The sequence below is a fragment of the Paraburkholderia sp. BR13444 genome, assembly GCF_040948755.1.
GTDB classification, from domain to species: Bacteria; Pseudomonadota; Gammaproteobacteria; order Burkholderiales; family Burkholderiaceae; genus Paraburkholderia; species Paraburkholderia youngii.
The window spans coordinates 574022-593438 of record NZ_JBFPKM010000002.1; the positions used below are offsets into that span (position 1 = coordinate 574022).

The following is a 19417-nucleotide window of genomic DNA, read 5'->3' on the forward strand; positions in this document are numbered from 1 at the left end:
GGATTAGCACGATGTTTACAGGAATCGTCGCGGCAGTGGGCCGCATCGAATCAGTCAAGCCGCTCGGCGCGGGCGGCGATGCGGGCGTACGCCTGAACGTCGAAGCCGGCGGCCTCGACCTCGCCGACGTGCAGCTCGGCGACAGCATCACGATCCAGGGCGCCTGCATGACGGTGGTCGCGAAGACCGCTCATTCGTTCGAAGTCGACGTATCGCGCGAAAGCCTGAACCGCACGGCCGGTCTCGGCGAAACCGGCGAGGTCAATCTCGAGAAAGCGCTGCGCGCGCATGACCGGCTCGGCGGACATATCGTGTCCGGACACGTCGACGGGCTCGGTACCGTCACGCGTTTCGCGCCGGTCGGCGAATCGCACGAGCTGCGCATTCTCGCGCCGCGCGACATCGGCCGCTATCTCGCGTACAAGGGTTCGATTACGGTCAACGGCGTGAGCCTGACCGTGAACTCCGTCGCTGATCGCGACGACGGCTGCGAGTTTTCGATCAATCTGATTCCGCATACCGTGCAGGTGACGGCGCTCAAGCATCTGCGCGATGGCGTGAAAGTGAATCTGGAAATCGATCTGATTGCACGCTATGTCGAGCGAATGCTCAATGCGCCGCGCGATGGCGATCAATCGTTGAAGTAGTCACGCGCCGTCGAGGCGGTCAAGCGCCCCGATCCGATGCCGCGCAATGAGAACGGTGAGACACCGCGGTCGTTCACGATCACGCCGACGCCGGGCATTTGCACGGCGCGTCAGACAGATTCCGATCGCACCTGCGACTTCAGATCGAGCAAGCCTTCCTCATGCGTCGCTAACGACGCTTCAAGACGCCGCGCGAGCTTCATCAACTGAGCGATCGACGCGCGGCACCGTTGCTCGGCATGGCTGGACAGACTCAGCACGCACTCGCGAATCGCGCGGCTGAGCGCCGCGTGAAGGCGGCCATAGTCGACGCCCGCAACTTCGCGAACCAGTCCATCTGCACCCGTACGCTCGACGACGATATCGTCGATACCGGCGTAGTAGTGCGTGAACTGGCGCTGCATGCGTTCGCGTCCCGTCGCTTCGCAGAACATGCGGCGCAGATCCTTGCGAAACTTCACCGACACGCCCATCACCGCGATCATCACCGAGTTCAGGCTTTTCGCCGCGGTGTGCTGGTCCGCCGGCAGACCGATGACACCGTGCCCGGCCAGCATCGCATCAATCTCGATGCACGCGCGCGAGTAGGCGATCTGGATGCGCGCGCGCTCCAGTTTGCCCGCGGTGATCGCGTAGGCGTCCTTCGCGGTATCGGGCACGATCGCGTGATCGGTGCCGAGCGCATTCAACATCGCGCCGATGTCCCCGCTGACTTTGTCGATGACGGCCGCGAGGCTCCGATCGAAGGCCTGCTTTTGTTGCTGCTGCGTGGTGCGCAGAATCTCCAGCGACGTCAGCCGTGCCGCGCGCAGCCGTTGCAGTTCGTCGCGGATTTCGCCGATCAGCAGCGTGGTTTCGTGAGCGCGCGCATCCGGCACACGCGCGAGTTCCGCGCGCAACGCGGTTTGCAGCGCGGGGATGCCGCTTTTTTCAAGCAGCAGGTTCTTGCCGCCGTTGAGCCCCTTGCGATGTCGCATCGACGACACCGCGTTCAGCGTGATGCCGGGCATCTGCCGGTCGATCGCTGCGCCGATGTTCCGCAACGCGGCGTCGTCGGGGAGCTGGTCGACTTGTGACAGCACGAACAGCGTCTGCCGCCCGGTCCTGACGCGATCGGCGTCGAGCTCGGTCAGCAGCGTCAGTTCCTTCGCATCGAGCTCGCCCTCCTTCGCGGCGTGCACGAACAGGCGAATGTCGGACTTCAGCCACGCGGCGCGCAACGCTTCGCGGTCGTCTTCGCTGCCGACGTCGGCGTCGAGTCCCGGCGCGTCGAGCCAGCGCACGCCCTGGTGCACTCTGTCGGACAGGCGCACCGTTTCGCGCCGGTCGGACACCGCGAACGCATCGCGGCCCAACACCTCGTTGAGCAGGCTGCTCTTGCCGTGGTTGTATTTGCCGACGACGGTGACGACCGGTTCACTGTCGTCGATCAGAATCAGCAGGCGCGCCAGATCGTGGGCCCGCTCGGGCAGCACGGACGCGACATCGTGCGCTGCCTGCTCACGAAGTTTGCTCGACACCGTCGACTCCTCGACGCTTCAGGGGATTGGTCCGGCCGACTGGACTGCCGGCCGTTGGCAACGAAAGGCGGCGGCCGTGTCGCCACGGCGCCCCCTCGTGCGATCACGCTTCGGCCGAAGCGCGCAGACGATAGACGAGCTGGTTGTCCTTACCTTGAACCAGCGGCGTGATCGTGAAGTTGAACTCGATGTCCTTGTACGCATCCGCCTTCAGGCCCAGCGCCGCGCCACCGGTTTTCTCGACGACCGGCGGAATCAGCTCTTCGCGCGTTGCATACGCGAAGTCGTCCCAAATCAGCGGATCGCCTTCGATGTTGAACTGCGTGGTCAGCTTGCGATGACCGTCGCTGCTGACGAAGAAGTGCACGTGCGCCGGACGGTTGCCGTGACGGCCCAGCACGTTCAGCAGTTGCTGCGTCGCGCCGTGCGGCGGGCAGCCATAGCCCACCGGCATCAGCGTGCGGAACTCGTACTTGCCGTCGGCACCGGTCTTCACCGCGCCGCGCAGGTTGAACTCGGTCTGTGCGCCGGTCGGATCGAAGTGCGAATAGAAGCCCTTCGAGTTCGCGTGCCAGCACTCGACGAGCGCGCCGGCGACCGGCTTGCCGTCCAGATCCTTGACCGTGCCGCGGATCACGAGCGGGCCCGCGTCTTCGTCGGCGTTGATGTCGATCTTCGACACGCCGTCGCGCACCGGCGCGCCGGCCACATACAGCGGGCCTTCGATCGTGCGCGGCGTGCCGCCTTCGAGACCGATCTTCTTGTCCTCGGCGTCCATGCGGATGTCGAGGTACTTCTCGAGACCGAGGCCGGCTGCGAGCAGCGCTGCTTCGCCGTCCTGGCCGAGCTTGTTCAGATAGTTGACGCCGGCCCAGACTTCGTCGGGCGTGATGTCGAGGTCATCGATTGCCTTGAACAGGTCACCCAGCAGACGGAAAACAATCTGCTGGAAACGTGCATTGCCGTTACCAGCATCGACGTTGGAAGCGGCCTTCAGCAGATCCTGCACTTCTTTGGTTTCAAATACTTTGACGCTCACGATGACTGTCTCCAGTTGGTATAGGGGGAAAAGATGGCTTTGGATGCGCTCGCCTTCAAACAGCGCCTGGCCCCTGGGCTCAGATGTCGTCGTCCCGAATCGACGACGGGTGACGACACAGAGGCGTCACCGAAATCTTCATGTACGGGAACAGAGGCAAACCGGACAGGATGTCGTGAAGTTCGGCATTGCTCTCTACATCGAAGATGCTGTAATTCGCGTACTCGCCAACGAGGCGCCAGATATGACGCCACTTGCCGCTACCCTGGAGCTCCTGCGAGTAAGCCTTCTCGCGGGTCTTGATTTCGTTCGCCACTTCGGCCGGCATGTCGACCGGCAGGTTCACGTCCATTCGCACATGGAAAAGCATCGTTGACTCCTCTTGATCTGAATCGGTTTAGCGGGTGACCTTCATCAGCCCGTCTCGAGTGAATCGCTCGACCTTCGCCTCGTCGAGTTCGATGCCGAGACCCGGGCCATTCGGCACGGTCAGTTCGAAGTCGCTGTAATCAAGCGGCGTGGTCAGAATTTCTTCGGTGATCAACAACGGCCCGAACAGTTCGGTGCCCCATTGCAGGTTCGCGAAGCTCGCGAACAGATGCGCCGACGCGACCGTGCTGAACGCGCCTTCGAGCATCGTGCCGCCATACAGCTCGATGCCGGCGGCATCGGCGATCGTGGCCACGCGCTGCGCGGCGAACAGGCCGCCGCTCTGTTCGATCTTGATCGCGAACACATCGGCGCCGCCGTTCTTCGCGATCTCGAACGCGCTGTCCGGACCTTGCAGGACTTCGTCGGCCATCAGCGCGACCGGGAAGCGCCGCATCAGGCGCGCGAGCGCCGCGGCGGATGCAACCGGCTGCTCGACCAGCTCGCAGCCCGCGTCGGCCAGCGCCGGAATCGCCCAGGCGGCCTGGGTCTCGCTCCACGCCATGTTCACGTCGACACGCACCGCGGCGCGCTCGCCGACCGCTTTCTTGATGTCGGCGACGTGTTTGATGTCGGTCTTCAGTTCCTTCGCGCCGATCTTCAGCTTGAAGACCTTGTGGCGGCGCACGTCGAGCATGTGCTCGGCTTCGGCGATGTCCTTCGCGGTATCGCCCGACGCGAGCGTCCACGCAACCGGCAGGCGCTCGCGGCGACGGCCGCCGAGCATCTCGCTCACCGGCACGCCGAGGCGCTTGCCTTGCGCGTCGAGCAGCGCGGTTTCGAGCGCGCTCTTCGAGAAATGATTGACCTTGACCAGCTTGCCGAGGTGCGCCATCAGCGCCTGGATCTGCGTCGCGTCCTTGCCGATCATCGCCGGGGCGAAGTAGGCGTCGATCGCGAGCTTCATCGCCTCGGGGCTTTCCGGGCCGTAGGCCATGCCGGCGATCGTGGTGCCTTCGCCGATCCCGACGATGCCGTCGCTGCAGCACACCTTGACCAGCATCAGCGTCTGCCCGTGCATCGTGGCGACCGACAGCTTGTGAGGGCGGATCGTCGGCAGATCGACGAGGCGGGTTTCGATACGTTCGATGGTCGCTTGGGGCATGGCGGCTGCGGCGAGAAGTGAGTTCATTGGATGTTTTTATACCCCTCGCCCATTTGGCCCGTCCAATACTTTTCCCGTCCTTTTTCATACCTTCAAGGTATGGTGAGGCTCGCAGCCCCGGCCTTTCTATGGACTTTGCATCGCACCATGCATGGTGCGCATTGAAAAAGAGGCCGTTTTCTCGCCGCGAACATGATCTGCGCCAAGCTTCGATGCTCGCAGAGCATGTTGTGCCCGGCAGGTGTGACTGGCGATAAAGCCTCACGCCTCGGACAGCGCGCTGACCATCACGTAGTACCCGTCCGGATCGCGCAGCGCGAATTCCAGCGTGCCCGTGTGCGAATTGATGCGCGGCTCTTCTTCGAAACGATCGGCGAGCGCCCGGGCACGCGCGACGCACGAATCGAAATCATCGACCCGGAAAAACAGCAGCAGGCCGTTGCCGGGTAGACCATAGTCGCGGCTCGTCAACGTTGGGTGTTCATGCGCGCCCCACTGATGCAGACACAGCAACACGGTGCCGTCCATGTCGCGGATCTGTCCGAAGTCGTCGTGAGCGGGCGACGTCGGCGGCTGACCGAACAGTTGCTGATACCAGCCGAAGCTGCGAGCCACGTCATCGACCCCGATGATCGTCCAGGTGCGCTTCATACAAGCCTCCATCCGGCGAACGATGCGAAACCTATAGCTCACCGCGCGCGGCCAGCGCGGCGATGCGGTCGGCCGTGCGGCACGCGATCGCCTGGATCGTCAACGACGGATTCACGCCGCCGACGGTCGGAAACACCGAGCCGTCGCACACCCACAGGTTGCGGATGTCCCAGCTGCGGCAGTCCGCATCGACGACGCTCGTCGCCGGATCGTCTCCCATGCGGGCGGTGCCGTTCAGGTGGCAGGTGTCGTCGGTCTCGCGCCAGATCTCGTTGCCCCCCGCGGCCGCGAGCGCCTGCTCCATGAAGTCTAGCGAATGCGCGATGAGCCGCTTGTCGTTGTCGCACCATGAATAGGTGACGCGCGCGATCGGCAGCCCGTACTGGTCCTTTTCGTCTGCAAGCATCACGCGGTTGCGCTGCTGCGGCAGCATCTCGCCGACGATCTTCAGCCCCGCCTGGTGGTTGTACTTGAGCATCTCCGCGCCGAGCGCGTCACCCCACAAGCCACGGCCGTTCTGCACCGCGACCCAGCCGTTCGGCAGCGGCCCCTGGCTCATGTAGCAGTAGCCGCCGAAAAAGTCCTTGCCCTTGTCTTCGTAGTTCCAGTGCTCGGTGAGCGCGAGCGACGGCGGGCCCTTGTACCAGCGGATGTCTTCGTCGAAGGTGCCGTAGACGGCCTGATTCGACTGCGCCATCAGGTTTTTGCCGACGAGTCCCGAGCTGTTCGCGAGTCCATCCGGAAAGCGGCTGTTGGCCGACATCAGCAACAGGCGCGGCGTTTCGATCGCGTAGCCGGCCACCACCACGTGCTTCGCGCGCTGGAATCGCCAATGCCCTTCGCGCAGATATTCGACGCCGGTGGCGAACCCCGCGTCGTTGGTGACGACGCGGCCGACCATCGCCAGATCGCGCACTTCGGCGCCGGCACGCAGCGCACGCGGAATCCACGTGACGAGCGCGCTTTGCTTCGCGTTGGTCGCGCAGCCGGACACGCAAAAGCCGCGGTACACGCACGGATGCGCGCGGCCGCGCGGCGCGGAGATGGTTGCGAGCGGCGTCGGGCACCAGCCGATGCCGAGCGCCTCGGCGCCGCGCGCGAGCACCAGTGCCGCCGCGTTCAGCTCATGCGCGCGATACGGATAGCGCGGCCGCTTCGGACCCCACGGATAGTTGACCGGTCCGGAGATTTTCAGCGCGTCCTCGACCTCGCCGTAGTAGCGCCACATCTCGCGCCAGTCGAGCGGCCAGTCGGCGCCATAGCCGAGCACGCTGCGCGACTTGAACCACTCGGGCCGAAAACGCAGCGACACCATCGCGAAATGGACCGTGCTGCCGCCGACCGCCTTGCCGCTGTTGTTGTGGCCGAGCTTCAGCGGATTGTCGCCGTCGCAGATGCGCTCGTCGGTCCAGAACAGCTTTTCCTGATGCGCCTCGTCCGAAGCGAACTCTTCCAGCGGACGCCACCACGCGCCGGCATCGAACGCGACGACCTTGAAGCCTTTCTCCGCGAGCCGGCACGCGAGCGTGCCACCGCCGGCGCCGGTGCCGACGATCGCGAAATCGACCTCTTCGCCGTCGGAGTACGTGCGCATCGGCACCCAGCCGCCGCGCTGGAACACGTCGGGGGCGCGGCCGTCCTTGCCGCGCGGCCGTTGCTGCGCGTCATCGGACACGGCGGTTCTCCCTCGTGGCCTGCTCGTGCGTGTCGGGCGTCGCTTCGACCGCCTCCCACGGATCGCGCCGGTTCAGGTACATGCGCACGTATCCGCGCGGATTCGCCGGGCCGCCGAAGCCGATCTCGCTCCACGCGTGCGGATGCGAGTAGTAGAGCCCGCAGATGTCGTGCAGCACCCGCTCGCTGAAAAACAGCTTCGACGGCATGCCGCGCCACGCGGGGTTCGTCAGTTCGCCGCGCTGCATGTCGCCGAGCAGCGCGATCTGCGCATCCTGCGCGAGGCTCGCGAACGGCAGGCCGCCGCGCTCGCGGGATTCGGCATCGAGCGCGGCGAGGCCGATGCGCCAGGCGTCGCGCATCGGCGGCAAACGGGCGTCGCGGTAGCCGTCATTGCTGTTGCCGGCGAGGCGCGCGTCGAGCAGCGCGGCGAGCGGCACCACCGGTTGCGCGTTCGCTTGCGGCACGATGCGCGCGCACAGCGAGGTGACCGCGAGCCATTCGACGGCGCGGAAAAAGCGCGGCTCGAGCGGTGTCGCGAGGCGTTCGGCGATCACCGCGCGGGTGTGAGCGTCCCACGACGGCGTCGCGCGTTTGTCGAGCACGTCGTAGCCGGGATAGCGGGTGACTCGGGTCGAGCGTGGTTGGTGGGTCATTTTTCAGTCTCCCGCAGACGCAGCGCGGCGAGCCCGGCGAGCGCCAGCGCGGAAAAGCTCGGCGGCGCGGGCAGCGGCGGCCCGTCGAACAGGTTCTGGCTCCAGTTGCGCCAGCCGCCCTGGCGACGCGCGATCCCGCGCGCGTGAAAACCCGCGCCGATAAAGCCGAGCGCGGTCGTGATGCGCAACCACAGCCGCGTGTACCAGCGCTCGCGCGGAGCGGCCAGCGCGGCATGCGCGAGCAGCGCCGCGGTGACGGGCGGAATGCTGACCGGCGCGTACATCGCGCGATGCTGGAACGCGCCGCGAAAATGCAGCAGTGCGGCCTCCCCCACGGTGCCGACGAGACCGGCCGCGACCAGCAGACCGAGCGCCTGGCCGGCCGGCATGCCGAGCAGTCGCGGGTCGGCGGCGGGCTGGTCGCGCAGCCGTTCGGCGACGGCACCGAACGCGCCCGACAGCAACAACGCGATCGGCGCGCCGAGCGGCGCCGCGTGAAACAGGTTGTTCCAGCTCCAGCCGCCCGGGCGCTTCATCACGTTGTAGACATGGAATCCCGTGCCGGCGATGCCGGTCGCCGCCGCGCCCAGATAGATCGCATGGCGCGCGCGATGCGTTTGGCCGCGAGGATCCGCGCCGCCATGCAGACCCGCGGCGAGCGACAGACTCGCGCTGACGAGTGGCGCAAACATCGCGGGATTGTCGAACGAGCCGCGATAGTGCTCCATCGCGCTGTCGGCGAGCACCGACAGCGCGAGCAGCGCGGAGCTATGGTTGAAGGTGCGGGCCGCTGCGACGTGTGCCTGGACCTCGCCAGCGGGTTTTCCCGTGTGCACACGCGCCGCGGACGTCACGGAGGCTCGACGCTCACGGTGTCGCAGGCCGCTGCCGCGTGGTTCGCGCTGCTGCTCGGGCCCTCGCGCGCCGCGCGCGGCCAACGTCGCGACGGCCGCCACCGCCGCCGCCGTGCACAGCAATCCGGGTACGCCTGAAGAGCTCATCGATATCGCTTCCTTGTTATGGCCTGCTTTATTTGATGAGGTAGCGCGCGGCGTCGCCCTGCTTGAACTCGAGCCCGCAACCAGGCCGCGACAGGTCCGGCTCCATCTGGCCATCGCGCAAACGCGGCGCGCCGTCGAACAGCATCGCTTCGATCCGGGCGTGGTCGTGGAACCACTCCTGATGGCGCAAGCGCGGCGCGGCGCACGCGACGTGCAGATGCAGCGCCGGCGCGCAGTGGGCAGACAGCGGCACGTGATACGCATCGCAAAGCGCGGCGGCCTGCAGAAAGCCGGTGATGCCCGCGCACCGGCTCGCGTCGGCCTGCAGCACGTCGACGGCACCGGTCGCGAGCAGGTGGCGGAAATCGTCGAGCGTGTAGCCGTATTCGCCAGCGGCGATCTCCATGCCGGCCGGCACGTGCTCGCGTACGTTGCGCAGGCCCGCTTCGTCGTCCGACGACACGGGCTCCTCGAACCAGCTCACCTGGTGCTCGGCGAAGCGTTGCGCGTAGTACAGCGCCCGCTGCGGCGTGAACGCGCCGTTCGCGTCGACGAAAAGGCCCGCGCCGCCGATCGCCTCGCGCGCCGCCGCGACGCGCACCGGGTCCTTGTCCGGCTCGCTGCCGATTTTCATCTTGACCCACCGGCACCCGTCCTGCGCGACCCAGCCAGCGAACTGCTGCTGCAAGCGCTGGTTCGTGTACGTAGTAAAGCCGCCGCTGCCGTAGACCGGCACGGTCGGGCGCAGCGCGCCGAGTACCCCGACGAGCGGCACGCCGAGCAGCTTCGCCTTCAGGTCCCACAGCGCACAGTCGATCGCGGAAATGGCGGTGGCGGCCAGTCCGGCGCGGCCGAGATTGCGCACCTGGCGTTGTAGCCGTTGCCAATGCGCGCCGACGTCCAGGCCGTCGTGATTCAGCACGCAAGCGGCGAGCGCGCCCTGGATCAGCGCGACGATGCAGGCGTCGCTGTACGTGTAGCCGATGCCGGTGTCGCCGCCCGCGTCGACCTCGACGACGACCAGCGTGGTCGCGTCCCACGCGAACGTGCCGTCGGCTTCCGGCGCGTCGGTCGGGATCCGGTACGCGCTCGCGCGCAGCGCGGTGACGGGCGCCTGCGACGAGCCCCCGCTCGTGACGCCGCGCCTCATGGCCGCGCTCCTTGCACGTGCGCGTGACGCCTTGCAGTGATGCAATAGCCGACGGTCCTCGACATTGCAATCTCCGGATGGTAGTGAGACGAAGCTGCCTGCTGCGCCGCAAGTACCGTTCCGCACTATTGCAGTCCGTAAAACGGGCCGCGATGGCAACCACGCCCCGCTCTTCGTCAATCGGCCAAACCGCCTATGTCTGGCGGAGGCGACTTGGGCCCGCGCGTGGCGTAAAATACGCGCTTTCCCGAAAAACTCGCCAACATGACGCTCGCCTCCACCCAAGAGATCATTGCCGAACTGAAAGCCGGCCGGATGGTGATCCTCGTCGACGAAGAAGACCGCGAAAACGAGGGCGACCTCGTGATCGCCGCCGAGTTCGTCACTCCGGAAGCGATCAATTTCATGGCTCGCTACGGCCGCGGCCTGATCTGCCTGACGCTGACCCAGGACCGCTGCAAACAGCTGAACCTGCCGCTGATGACCTACCGCAACGGCACGCAGTACGGCACCGCGTTCACGGTCAGCATCGAAGCGGCCGAAGGCGTGACGACCGGCATCTCGGCAGCCGACCGGGCCCGCACGATCGCCGCCGCGGTAGCGCCGGACGCAAAGGCCGAACACATCGTGCAGCCGGGTCATATCTTCCCGATCATGGCCCAGCCGGGCGGCGTGCTGGTGCGCGCCGGCCATACCGAGGCCGGCTGCGACTTCACGCGGCTCGCGGGCCTCACGCCCGCCGCGGTGATCTGCGAAGTGATCAAGGACGACGGCACGATGGCGCGTCTTCCGGATCTGCTTGAGTTCGGCAAGGAGCACGGCCTGAAGATCGGCACGATCGCCGATCTGATCCACTATCGCAGCCGCACGGAATCGATCGTCGAGCGTATTTGCGAACGCACGATGCAAACGGCGCATGGTTCGTTCCGCGCGGTCATGTATCTCGACCAGCCGAGCGGCCAGCCGCATATCGCGCTGGTGCGCGGCACGCCGTCACCCGATCGCGACACGCCGGTGCGCGTGCACGAGCCGCTTTCCGTGCTGGATCTGCTCGAAGTCGGCGAATCCACGCACTCGTGGACGCTGGATGCGGCGATGAAAGAAATCGCGGAACGCGATCTCGGCGTGGTCGTGCTGCTGAACTGCGGCGACTCGAAAGACCATCTGATCGACGTCTTCAAGGCGTTCGACTCGAAGGAAAAAGCGGACGCGCTGAAGCGCCGCCCGGTCGACTTCAAGACCTACGGCGTCGGCGCACAGATTCTGCGCGAACTCGGCGTCGGCAAGATGCAGGTGCTGTCGAACCCTCGTAAGCTCGGCAGCATGTCGGGTTATGGTCTCGAAGTGACGGGCTTCATTCCGATGCCCGGCAGCAAAACGCAAGCCCCGCAAGTCTGATCCGGCCACTCACGCGCCTCGCGCCCACTCAAACACTACGGAATTCACATGGAAATCGGACAATATCAACCGAATCTCGACGGCGACGGACTGCGCATCGGCATCGTCCAGGCGCGCTTTAACGAACCCGTCTGCAACGGCCTCGCCGACTCATGCATCGAAGAACTCGAACGCCTCGGCGTGACCGGCGAAGACGTGCTGCTCGTCACGGTGCCGGGCGCGCTGGAAATCCCGCTTGCGCTGCAAAAGCTCGCTGAAAGCGCGCAATTCGACGCGCTGATCGCGCTCGGCGCGGTGATCCGCGGTGAGACGTACCACTTCGAACTCGTGTCGAACGAAAGCGGCGCGGGCATCACGCGCATCGGCCTCGACTTCGGCATTCCGGTCGCGAACGCGGTGCTGACCACCGAGAACGACGAGCAGGCCGTCGCTCGCATGACCGAGAAGGGTCGCGACGCCGCGCGCGTGGCTGTGGAGATGGCGAACCTCGCGGTTGCGCTCGAACAGCTCGGCGGCGATGACGACGAAGATGAAGACGAAGACGATGAGGAAGAGGCATGAAGAGCGCACGCCGACGCTCCCGCGAACTGGCCACGCAGGGGCTTTACCAGTGGCTGCTGTCGGGCTCGCCCGGCGGTGAGATCGACGCGCAACTGCGCGGCGCGCAAGGTTACGACAAGGCCGACCACGAGCATCTGGACGCAATCCTGCATGGCGTGATGCGCGATTCCGAGGAATTGTCCGCCGCGATCGCGCCATGCCTCGATCGTCCGATCGATCAGCTGTCGCCGGTCGAACGCGCGGTGCTGCTGGTCGCCGCGTTCGAACTGAAGAATCACGTCGACATTCCGTATCGCGTGGTCATCAACGAAGCGGTCGAGCTGACCAAGACGTTCGGCGGCTCGGATGGCTACAAGTACGTGAACGGCGTGCTCGACAAGCTCTCGGCGCAACTGCGCGCCGCCGAAACGCAGGCGGCTCGTAAGAGCTGAGCGCTGCGCGGGCGGGGCCATGCCGTGCATCGGCTCCCGCCACGCCGCATTGCACAGGGCGAAGCACCGCGAGCGCCCGCAAGGACGCCGCCGTGCGCATCGATGAGCGCATCATTCCATGAATGGGCGCCGTTCCCTGCTTCTGAATTGGATCTGACCGTATGAACTCCGTGACCGAACCTCTCGTGCGGCTTGCCGCGCGCGTCGATGCCATCCAGCCTTTCTACGTGATGGAACTGGCCAAAGAGGCCGCGATGCTCGAACGAGCCGGGCGCGACATCATTCACATGGGCATCGGCGAGCCGGATTTCACCGCGCCCGAACCGGTCATCGAGGCGGCCGCGAGCGCGCTGCGCCGCGGCGTCACGCAATACACGAACGCCCTCGGCGTGCACGAGCTGCGCGACGCGATTTCCGCGCATTACGCCGAGTTCTACGGCATCGACGTCGATCCGGCGCGGATCGTGGTCACGGCGGGTGCGTCGGCAGCGCTGCTGCTCGCGTGCGCGGCGCTCGTCGATCGCGACGACGAAGTGCTGATGCCCGACCCGTGCTATCCGTGCAACCGCCATTTCGTGATCGCCGCCGAAGGCAAGCCGGTGATGGTGCCGAGCGGGCCGGCCGAGCGCTTCCAGCTGACCGCCGCCGACGTCGAACGCCTGTGGGGCGAGCGCACCCGCGGCGTGCTGCTCGCGTCGCCGTCGAATCCGACCGGCACGTCGATAGAGCCGGCCGAACTCGAGCGGATCGTCAAGGCCGTGCGCGCGCGCGGCGGCTTCACGATCGTCGACGAGATCTACCAGGGCCTCAGCTACGACGCGAAGCCCGTGTCGGCGCTGTCGTTCGGCGACGACGTGGTCACCGTCAACAGCTTCTCGAAGTACTTCAACATGACCGGCTGGCGACTCGGCTGGCTCGTCGTGCCGCCCGCGATGGTCAGCGCGTTCGAAAAGCTCGCGCAAAACCTGTTCATCTGCGCGTCGGCGCTCGCGCAGCACGCGGCGCTCGCCTGCTTCGAGCCGGAGACGATCGCGATCTACGAAGCGCGGCGCCTCGAATTCAAGCGACGCCGCGACTTCATCGCGCCGGCGCTCGAATCGCTCGGCTTCTCGGTGCCCGTAATGCCCGACGGCGCGTTCTACGTGTACGCCGACTGCCGCGGTGTCGCGCATCCCGCGGCCGGCGACAGCGCGGCGCTCACGAAGGCGATGCTGCACGATGCCGGCGTCGTGCTGGTGCCGGGCATGGACTTCGGCACGCACGCGCCGAGGGACTACATCCGGCTATCGTATGCGACCGCGTATCCGAAGCTCGAAGAGGCTGTCGAGCGGCTGGCGAAGCTGTTCGGGCGGCATTGATGTTGAGGCACTGAGCCGGCGGCTACTGGCCTGCCAGACGCAAAAAAGGACACCCTCGGGTGTCCTTTTTTTCATGCGGCTAGCAAATGTCTAACTCAAGCCCCCAGCTCGGACGCCGACGCCACATGGCGCGTTACCGAATTGGCGCTGGCGTCGTCCTGCTGATCGGCCGGCTGCGAGTGCGCCGCCGGAGTCGCCGAGCTCAGCGCGTGGCCGCCCTGCAATGTCACCTGGACGCGCTTGCCGTTGCCGCCGCTCGTCGAGGCCGCTGGCGCCGGCGTCGTCGACGCGCTCAGCACCGGAGCCTGCGGCGCATTGATCGGCACCTTGCGGCCGCGCGCGACATCGCGCAGCCGACCGCGCTCGGCCATCACCTTCGCGCCATAGCCACCGTCGTCCGGCGTGCTCGAGCCGACGTACAGACGCAGGCCGCCCGGCAGCGAGCCGCCGCGCGCGATGCAATCCTTCAGCACGAGCGCGCCGACCTTGATGTTCGCGAGCGGTTCGAGCGCAGCGCTCTGGCCGCCGAAATACTGAAATTTGTCCGAATGCACCTTCGACATCACCTGCATCAGGCCCTGTGCGCCGACGCCGCTCTCGGCGTAGGGATTGAAGCCCGATTCGATCGCCATCACTGAGAGCAGCAGCAGCGGATCGAGGCCGACTTCGCGGCCGGTGTCGAACGCGGCCTTCACGAGTTCGCTGACGGGCTCCTGAGCGACCCGATAGCGCCGCGCAAGGTACGACGCGACCAGGTCCTGCTCGTGGCTCGACACGAGCACACGGTCGTCGCGCGCATCGGCGGACACGCGTTGCTGCGGAATCAGACGCGCGAGCGCGCTGACGCCCTGCATCGTGCGCGGATCGAGGCCGTTGAGCGCGACGGTGCTGGTGCCCGACGTGGCAGCGTTGTCGAACGCGCCGTCGAAGCTGGTGGTCGCCGAGGTCAGGGTCATGCTGCCGTCGCTCGACCCATCGGCGGGGCTCGGCGTGTTCGGCGCGGTCGGTGAATTGGCCGACAGCGATTCGTCGGAGGATGCAGCGGCGTTTTTGGTCGGTCCGATGGCCGGCAGCGGGTTGCCTTGCAGCAGGCGGGCGGGACCCGCTTGCACGGCGGCGGAAATGACCGGCATCAGACGCGCAGCCAGCGCGCCGCGCCAGGTAGGCATCAGCCACAGTGCGAGCGCCAGCACCACGGCGATCCCGCCGACAATGCTGAACAGGTGATGACTCAGTCGCGTCCCGCGGCGCAGCGCACCGCGCACAACCTGCGCAATACGCTCATCAGGACGCCACGATAACCAGGCGTTCATTCAGATCTCCCATCTTGCATGATCCGCGAACTCCGCCGGGTCAAATCAGGCGGTACAGCGCGCTCGCAGAGTCAAGACATCGCGTGCTCTCTGGTTGGGCAGCAGCGACGTCGGGAAAACGGCAACAAATACCGTTTCGGGGAGCCATCTCAAAAACAGCCCACACATACTCAATGTGTACGGGCCTGGCTCCCACGCGAAAAACCAGCGTTGGTGGACGCTGGTGAGGGACTTCAATAATGCCGTTCTACCCTGCAGGGAAGTAAAACGGTGACGCGTTGCGTCTGAGGACCGGGGGCGACGGTAAAAAGGTCAACGCCCTGCAACCAATGTGGACGGATTCTATGCACGGTTTTATAGATCGTCAACACTATAGAATTCAATATCTATAACTATTTGTAATAATAAACGGTGTTCAGTCCGCCGGAAGCCCTGTTCTATGTGCGTTTTAGGCGATCGGACCCTGGCTGTTCGGGATAGACCATTTGGTTGATCTACGTGCGCTGGCTAACGCAGGTAAAATCGACAATCGTTTTTTTGCGCCACGCAGATACCACCGTCGGTCCTGCTGCGCCCTCAGTCCTATGCGCCGTGCATGCGGCCCTGAACCCGTCACAGATGAAATACAAAGACTTGCGCGATTTCATCGGCCGCCTCGAGGCGATCGGTGAAATGCGCCGAATTTCGCAAAAGGTGTCGCCGAACCTCGAAATGACCGAATTGTGCGACCGTGTACTGCGCGCGGGCGGTCCGGCTCTGCTGTTCGAGAACACCGAGCGCCATGCGTTCCCGGTGCTCGGCAATCTGTTCGGCACGCCGCGCCGCGTCGCGCTCGGCATGGGCATCGATGCCGAAGCGGGCGCGGGCGACCAGGCGGCGCTCGAATCGCTTCGCGACGTCGGCCGGCTACTCTCCGCGCTGAAGGAACCGGAACCGCCCAAAGGTTTCAAGGACGCCGGCAAGCTGCTGTCGCTAGCGAAGGCCGTGTGGGACATGGCGCCGAAGACGGTCAGCGCGCCGCCCTGCCAGGAAATCGTCTGGGAAGGCAACGACGTCGACCTCGGCAGATTGCCCATTCAGACTTGCTGGCCGGGCGATGCTGGGCCGCTGATCACCTGGGGTCTGACCGTCACGAAAGGGCCGAACAAGAGCCGACAAAACCTGGGTATCTATCGCCAGCAACTGATCGGGCGTAACAAACTGATCATGCGCTGGCTCGCGCATCGCGGCGGCGCGCTCGATTTCCGCGAGTTCGCGCTGAAAAATCCAGGCAAGCCGTATCCGGTGGCCGTCGTGCTCGGTGCGGACCCTGCGACGACCCTCGGCGCGGTCACGCCGGTGCCCGACACGCTGTCCGAATACCAGTTCGCCGGCCTGCTGCGCGGCGGGCGCACCGAGCTCGCGAAATGCATCACGCCGGGCGTCGACGGTCTGCAAGTGCCCGCGCGCGCCGAGATCGTGCTCGAAGGCTTCATCTATCCGCAGGAAGGCGCGCCCTCGTCCGCTCCGGCCGGCGCGCCGCCGCGTCCGTCGAAGGGTGCGTCGGCCATGTACGAACACGCGCTCGAAGGCCCGTATGGCGATCACACCGGCTACTACAACGAACAGGAGTGGTTCCCGGTCTTCACGGTCGAGCGGATCACGATGCGCCGCGACGCGATCTATCACTCCACCTACACCGGCAAACCGCCCGACGAGCCCGCGGTGCTCGGCGTCGCGCTGAACGAAGTGTTCGTGCCGCTACTGCAGAAGCAGTTCACCGAGATCACCGACTTTTATTTGCCGCCCGAAGGCTGCAGCTACCGCATGGCGATCGTGCAGATGAAGAAGAGCTACCCCGGCCATGCGAAGCGCGTGATGTTCGGGGTGTGGAGCTTCCTGCGGCAGTTCATGTATACGAAGTTCATCGTCGTCGTCGATGAGGACGTCAATATCCGCGACTGGAACGAAGTGATCTGGGCGATCACCACGCGAGTGGACCCGACGCGCGACACGGTGCTCGTCGACCGCACGCCAATTGACTATCTCGATTTCGCGTCGCCGGTAGCCGGCCTCGGCTCGAAGATGGGGCTCGACGCGACCAACAAGTGGCCGGGCGAAACCGACCGCGAATGGGGCCGCCCGATCGTGATGGACGAGGCGGTCAAGCAGCGTATCGACAGCTTGTGGAACGAGTTGGGCCTCGGTCTGTAAACGCGCGCCAAACAACACAACTAATAACGGATGGAGCGCTCGCGCGGATGCACGCTTTTTCAATGATGTCGGACGGCTTTTTTCTGTCCTTGTCGCTATGCCTCGATATCGGTCTCGTCAACGTCGCGATCATTTCGCTGACGCTATCGCACGGCTTCCGGCCGGGCTTCTGGCTCGGCCTCGGCTCGTGCGTCGGCGATCTCATTTACGCGGCGCTCGCGCTCGCGGGCATGGCTGCGCTGCTGCAGTTCGAATCGGTGCGCTGGGTCGTGTGGATCGGCGGCGCGGCGATCTTGCTGTTTCTCACCTGGAAGATGGCGCGTGAAGCGATGTTCCCGGCCACGGCACCCGCTGTTGCCGGCGAAGGCGACGCTACTGCGCATCAGTCGCCATGGCGCGGCTTCCTGCGCGGCGTGCTGCTGGCGGTGTCGTCGCCTTCGGCGATCCTGTGGTTCGCGGCGGTCGGCGGCGCGCTGATCGCGAAAGCCGGCGCAACGAGCCCGACGACCGCGCTGATCTTCCTCGGCGGCTTCTTTCTCGGCGGCCTGTGCTGGACGCTGTTTATCTGCGGGCTCGGCAGCCACGGACGCAAGCGCGCGGGCGCCGGTCTGCTGCGGGCGTGTCACGTTTTGTCGGCGCTGCTGTTCGCGTATTTCTCGTACAGCGTGATCGTCAACGGGTATCGCGACCTGATCGTACAAAGCACTGCACAAGTAGCAAGCTGAAGCGGTTCACGCATAAGAAAGCGGCTCGCATCGGCGAGCCGTTTCTTCATGCGGCTCGACGTGAGTCGCTCATGCGAGGTACTGCGCGAGCTTCGGCAAATCGACGTTGCCGCCGCTCACCACCACGCCGACGCGCTTGCCCTTCACCGGCACGATGCCATTCAGCACCGCCGCCGCCGCGAGGCAACCGGTCGGTTCGACGACGATCTTCATGCGCTGCGCGAAAAAGCGCATCGTCTCGATCAGTTGCGCATCGCTGACCGTTTCAATTCGCGCGACCAGCCGACGGATGACTGCGAACGTGTAGTGGCCCAGATGCGTCGAGGCCGCGCCATCGGCGATCGTGCGCGGGGTATCGATATGCACGATCTCGCCGCGCGCGAGCGACTGCTGGCCGTCGTTGCCCGCTTCGGGCTCGATGCCGATCACCGTGCAAGCAGGGCTCAGCGCGGCCGTCGATAACGCGCTGCCGCTGATCAACCCACCGCCTCCAAGGCACACGAACAAGATGTCGAGGGGGCCGGTGTCGTCGATCAGCTCCTTGACCGCGGTACCCTGCCCGGCAATCACGTGCGGATGATCGTACGGCGGAATCAGCGTCATGCCACGCTCCTCGGCTAGGCGCCGGCCGATCTCCTCGCGATTTTCCTTGTAGCGATCGTACGTGATCACTTCGCCGCCGTAGCCTTTGGTCGCGGCGACCTTGGCCTCGGGCGCGTCGTGCGGCATCACGATCGTCGCGTGAATGCCGGCGAGGCGCGCCGACAACGCGATGGCCTGCGCGTGATTGCCCGACGAATAGGTTAGCACTCCGGCCTTGCGCTGCTCCGCGTCGAAATGCGAAATCGCGTTGTACGCGCCGCGGAACTTGAACGCGCCCATGCGCTGAAAGTTTTCGCACTTGAAGAACACCGACGCGCCGGTGCGCTCGTCGAACGTGCTCGACGTCAGAACGGGGGTACGGTGCGCGACGCCTTCGAGACGCGTGGCGGCGTCGAGGACGTCATCGAAGGTGGGAGCGGGAAGCGCTTGCATCGGCGAAACTCTCCTGGAGCGATGGCGAAGCAGCCATTCTCCCAGCTTCATCCATGCTTTGGAACGGTGCTCGCGCGAGCGCGCGACACCTGCTAGGAAACACGGCGGAAAGCACAACCAGCGATACAAATAGAAGCGGCGTAACCCGGCACAAGCCGGTGTTACGCCGTGGAGGTTCCCGCGCGCGTCACGCGCGCCCGCGCTTCTTAATGACGATAGTACGGGTGCCCGTACCAGCCGCGATAGTAGCCACGGTAGCCGTGGTAGTAGCCACGATAATAAGGATGGCCATAGCCGTAATAGCCTCCGACCACCACTGGAGCCGGGGCGACGACAACCGGCGGCGCATACACCGGCGGAGGCGGCGGCGCGTAATAGACGGGCGGCGGCGCCGCGTACACCGGATAGGCCGGCGCGATCGGCACCCCAAGGCCGATACCAACGGAAACACCTGCCTCAGCAGCCCCGGCAAGTCCCAAGCCGAGTGCGGCTGCAACGACGAATGGAACGATCTTTTTCACTTCTATTCTC

General features: G+C 65.5%; 19 protein-coding genes. 7 read left to right on the forward strand and 12 right to left on the reverse strand.

All coding sequences use genetic code 11. The annotated features are described in order from the left end of the window. Positions 1 to 11: 11 nt before the first annotated feature. Entirely contained in the window at positions 12 to 647 is a 636-nt protein-coding gene (locus AB3X95_RS06995) for a riboflavin synthase (protein WP_184226352.1), read from the forward strand. Positions 648 to 757: 110 nt separating this feature from the next. Here AB3X95_RS06995 and AB3X95_RS07000 read toward each other — a convergent pair whose 3' ends face one another. From AB3X95_RS07000 to AB3X95_RS07040, 9 genes are all read right to left on the reverse strand, one after another. Continuing rightward, positions 758 to 2167, reverse strand: coding sequence for a GTPase (locus tag AB3X95_RS07000; protein ID WP_368620969.1), 1410 nt, complete (start codon positions 2165 to 2167; stop codon positions 758 to 760). Between the two features lie 103 nt (positions 2168 to 2270). After that, a complete protein-coding gene (gene catA / locus AB3X95_RS07005; protein ID WP_176105309.1) occupies positions 2271 to 3206 on the reverse strand; it encodes a catechol 1,2-dioxygenase in 936 nt (311 codons plus the stop codon). A gap of 79 nt (positions 3207 to 3285) precedes the next feature. Beyond that, positions 3286 to 3576: a muconolactone Delta-isomerase gene (catC, locus tag AB3X95_RS07010; protein ID WP_368620970.1), complete on the reverse strand. Its 291-nt coding sequence runs from the start codon at positions 3574 to 3576 to the stop codon at positions 3286 to 3288. Between the two features lie 27 nt (positions 3577 to 3603). Continuing rightward, a complete protein-coding gene (locus AB3X95_RS07015) occupies positions 3604 to 4740 on the reverse strand; it encodes a muconate/chloromuconate family cycloisomerase (protein ID WP_368620971.1) in 1137 nt (378 codons plus the stop codon). Between the two features lie 261 nt (positions 4741 to 5001). After that, complete coding sequence (locus tag AB3X95_RS07020) at positions 5002 to 5391, reverse strand: VOC family protein (RefSeq protein WP_368620972.1); 390 nt, start codon at positions 5389 to 5391, stop codon at positions 5002 to 5004. A 31-nt stretch (positions 5392 to 5422) separates the two neighbouring features. Next, positions 5423 to 7066: a GMC family oxidoreductase gene (locus AB3X95_RS07025; protein ID WP_368620973.1), complete on the reverse strand. Its 1644-nt coding sequence runs from the start codon at positions 7064 to 7066 to the stop codon at positions 5423 to 5425. Beyond that, positions 7056 to 7721, reverse strand: coding sequence for a gluconate 2-dehydrogenase subunit 3 family protein (locus AB3X95_RS07030; protein WP_368620974.1), 666 nt, complete (start codon positions 7719 to 7721; stop codon positions 7056 to 7058). The genes AB3X95_RS07025 and AB3X95_RS07030 overlap by 11 nt, the downstream gene beginning before the upstream one ends. Next, entirely contained in the window at positions 7718 to 8722 is a 1005-nt protein-coding gene (locus AB3X95_RS07035; protein WP_368620975.1) for a hypothetical protein, read from the reverse strand. The genes AB3X95_RS07030 and AB3X95_RS07035 overlap by 4 nt, the downstream gene beginning before the upstream one ends. A gap of 28 nt (positions 8723 to 8750) precedes the next feature. After that, positions 8751 to 9872 carry an enolase C-terminal domain-like protein gene (locus AB3X95_RS07040; RefSeq protein ID WP_368620976.1) on the reverse strand — a complete coding sequence of 374 codons (1122 nt, stop codon included), beginning with the start codon at positions 9870 to 9872 and terminating at the stop codon, positions 8751 to 8753. 264 nt (positions 9873 to 10136) lie between these two features. On the opposite strand from AB3X95_RS07040, the gene ribBA reads away from it, so the two are divergent. The 4 genes from ribBA (at position 10137) to AB3X95_RS07060 (ending at position 13620) form a co-directional block, all read left to right on the forward strand. Further along, positions 10137 to 11270 carry a bifunctional 3,4-dihydroxy-2-butanone-4-phosphate synthase/GTP cyclohydrolase II gene (ribBA, locus tag AB3X95_RS07045; RefSeq protein WP_176124418.1) on the forward strand — a complete coding sequence of 378 codons (1134 nt, stop codon included), beginning with the start codon at positions 10137 to 10139 and terminating at the stop codon, positions 11268 to 11270. A 48-nt stretch (positions 11271 to 11318) separates the two neighbouring features. Next, positions 11319 to 11831 carry a 6,7-dimethyl-8-ribityllumazine synthase gene (gene ribH, locus AB3X95_RS07050; RefSeq protein WP_013090228.1) on the forward strand — a complete coding sequence of 171 codons (513 nt, stop codon included), beginning with the start codon at positions 11319 to 11321 and terminating at the stop codon, positions 11829 to 11831. Continuing rightward, positions 11828 to 12262 carry a transcription antitermination factor NusB gene (nusB, locus tag AB3X95_RS07055; protein WP_176105300.1) on the forward strand — a complete coding sequence of 145 codons (435 nt, stop codon included), beginning with the start codon at positions 11828 to 11830 and terminating at the stop codon, positions 12260 to 12262. Before ribH ends, nusB begins: the two co-directional genes overlap by 4 nt. 161 nt (positions 12263 to 12423) lie before the next feature. Continuing rightward, a complete protein-coding gene (locus AB3X95_RS07060) occupies positions 12424 to 13620 on the forward strand; it encodes a pyridoxal phosphate-dependent aminotransferase (protein WP_184226358.1) in 1197 nt (398 codons plus the stop codon). 95 nt (positions 13621 to 13715) lie between these two features. Here the strand turns inward: AB3X95_RS07060 and AB3X95_RS07065 are convergent, their stop codons facing one another. Then, entirely contained in the window at positions 13716 to 14933 is a 1218-nt protein-coding gene (locus tag AB3X95_RS07065) for a transglycosylase SLT domain-containing protein (RefSeq protein ID WP_368620977.1), read from the reverse strand. Positions 14934 to 15551: 618 nt separating this feature from the next. On the opposite strand from AB3X95_RS07065, the gene AB3X95_RS07070 reads away from it, so the two are divergent. Continuing rightward, positions 15552 to 17126 (forward strand): UbiD family decarboxylase, encoded by a 1575-nt coding sequence (locus AB3X95_RS07070; RefSeq protein WP_368620978.1) that lies wholly within the window; start codon positions 15552 to 15554, stop codon positions 17124 to 17126. A gap of 47 nt (positions 17127 to 17173) precedes the next feature. Next, a complete protein-coding gene (locus tag AB3X95_RS07075; protein ID WP_176105296.1) occupies positions 17174 to 17851 on the forward strand; it encodes a LysE family translocator in 678 nt (225 codons plus the stop codon). Between the two features lie 69 nt (positions 17852 to 17920). Here the strand turns inward: AB3X95_RS07075 and AB3X95_RS07080 are convergent, their stop codons facing one another. Together AB3X95_RS07080 and AB3X95_RS07085 are read right to left on the reverse strand one after the other, a co-directional pair. Beyond that, positions 17921 to 18886 (reverse strand): threo-3-hydroxy-L-aspartate ammonia-lyase, encoded by a 966-nt coding sequence (locus AB3X95_RS07080; protein ID WP_184226360.1) that lies wholly within the window; start codon positions 18884 to 18886, stop codon positions 17921 to 17923. Between the two features lie 206 nt (positions 18887 to 19092). After that, positions 19093 to 19407 carry a hypothetical protein gene (locus AB3X95_RS07085; RefSeq protein WP_176105294.1) on the reverse strand — a complete coding sequence of 105 codons (315 nt, stop codon included), beginning with the start codon at positions 19405 to 19407 and terminating at the stop codon, positions 19093 to 19095. Between the last annotated feature and the right edge of the window lie 10 nt (positions 19408 to 19417).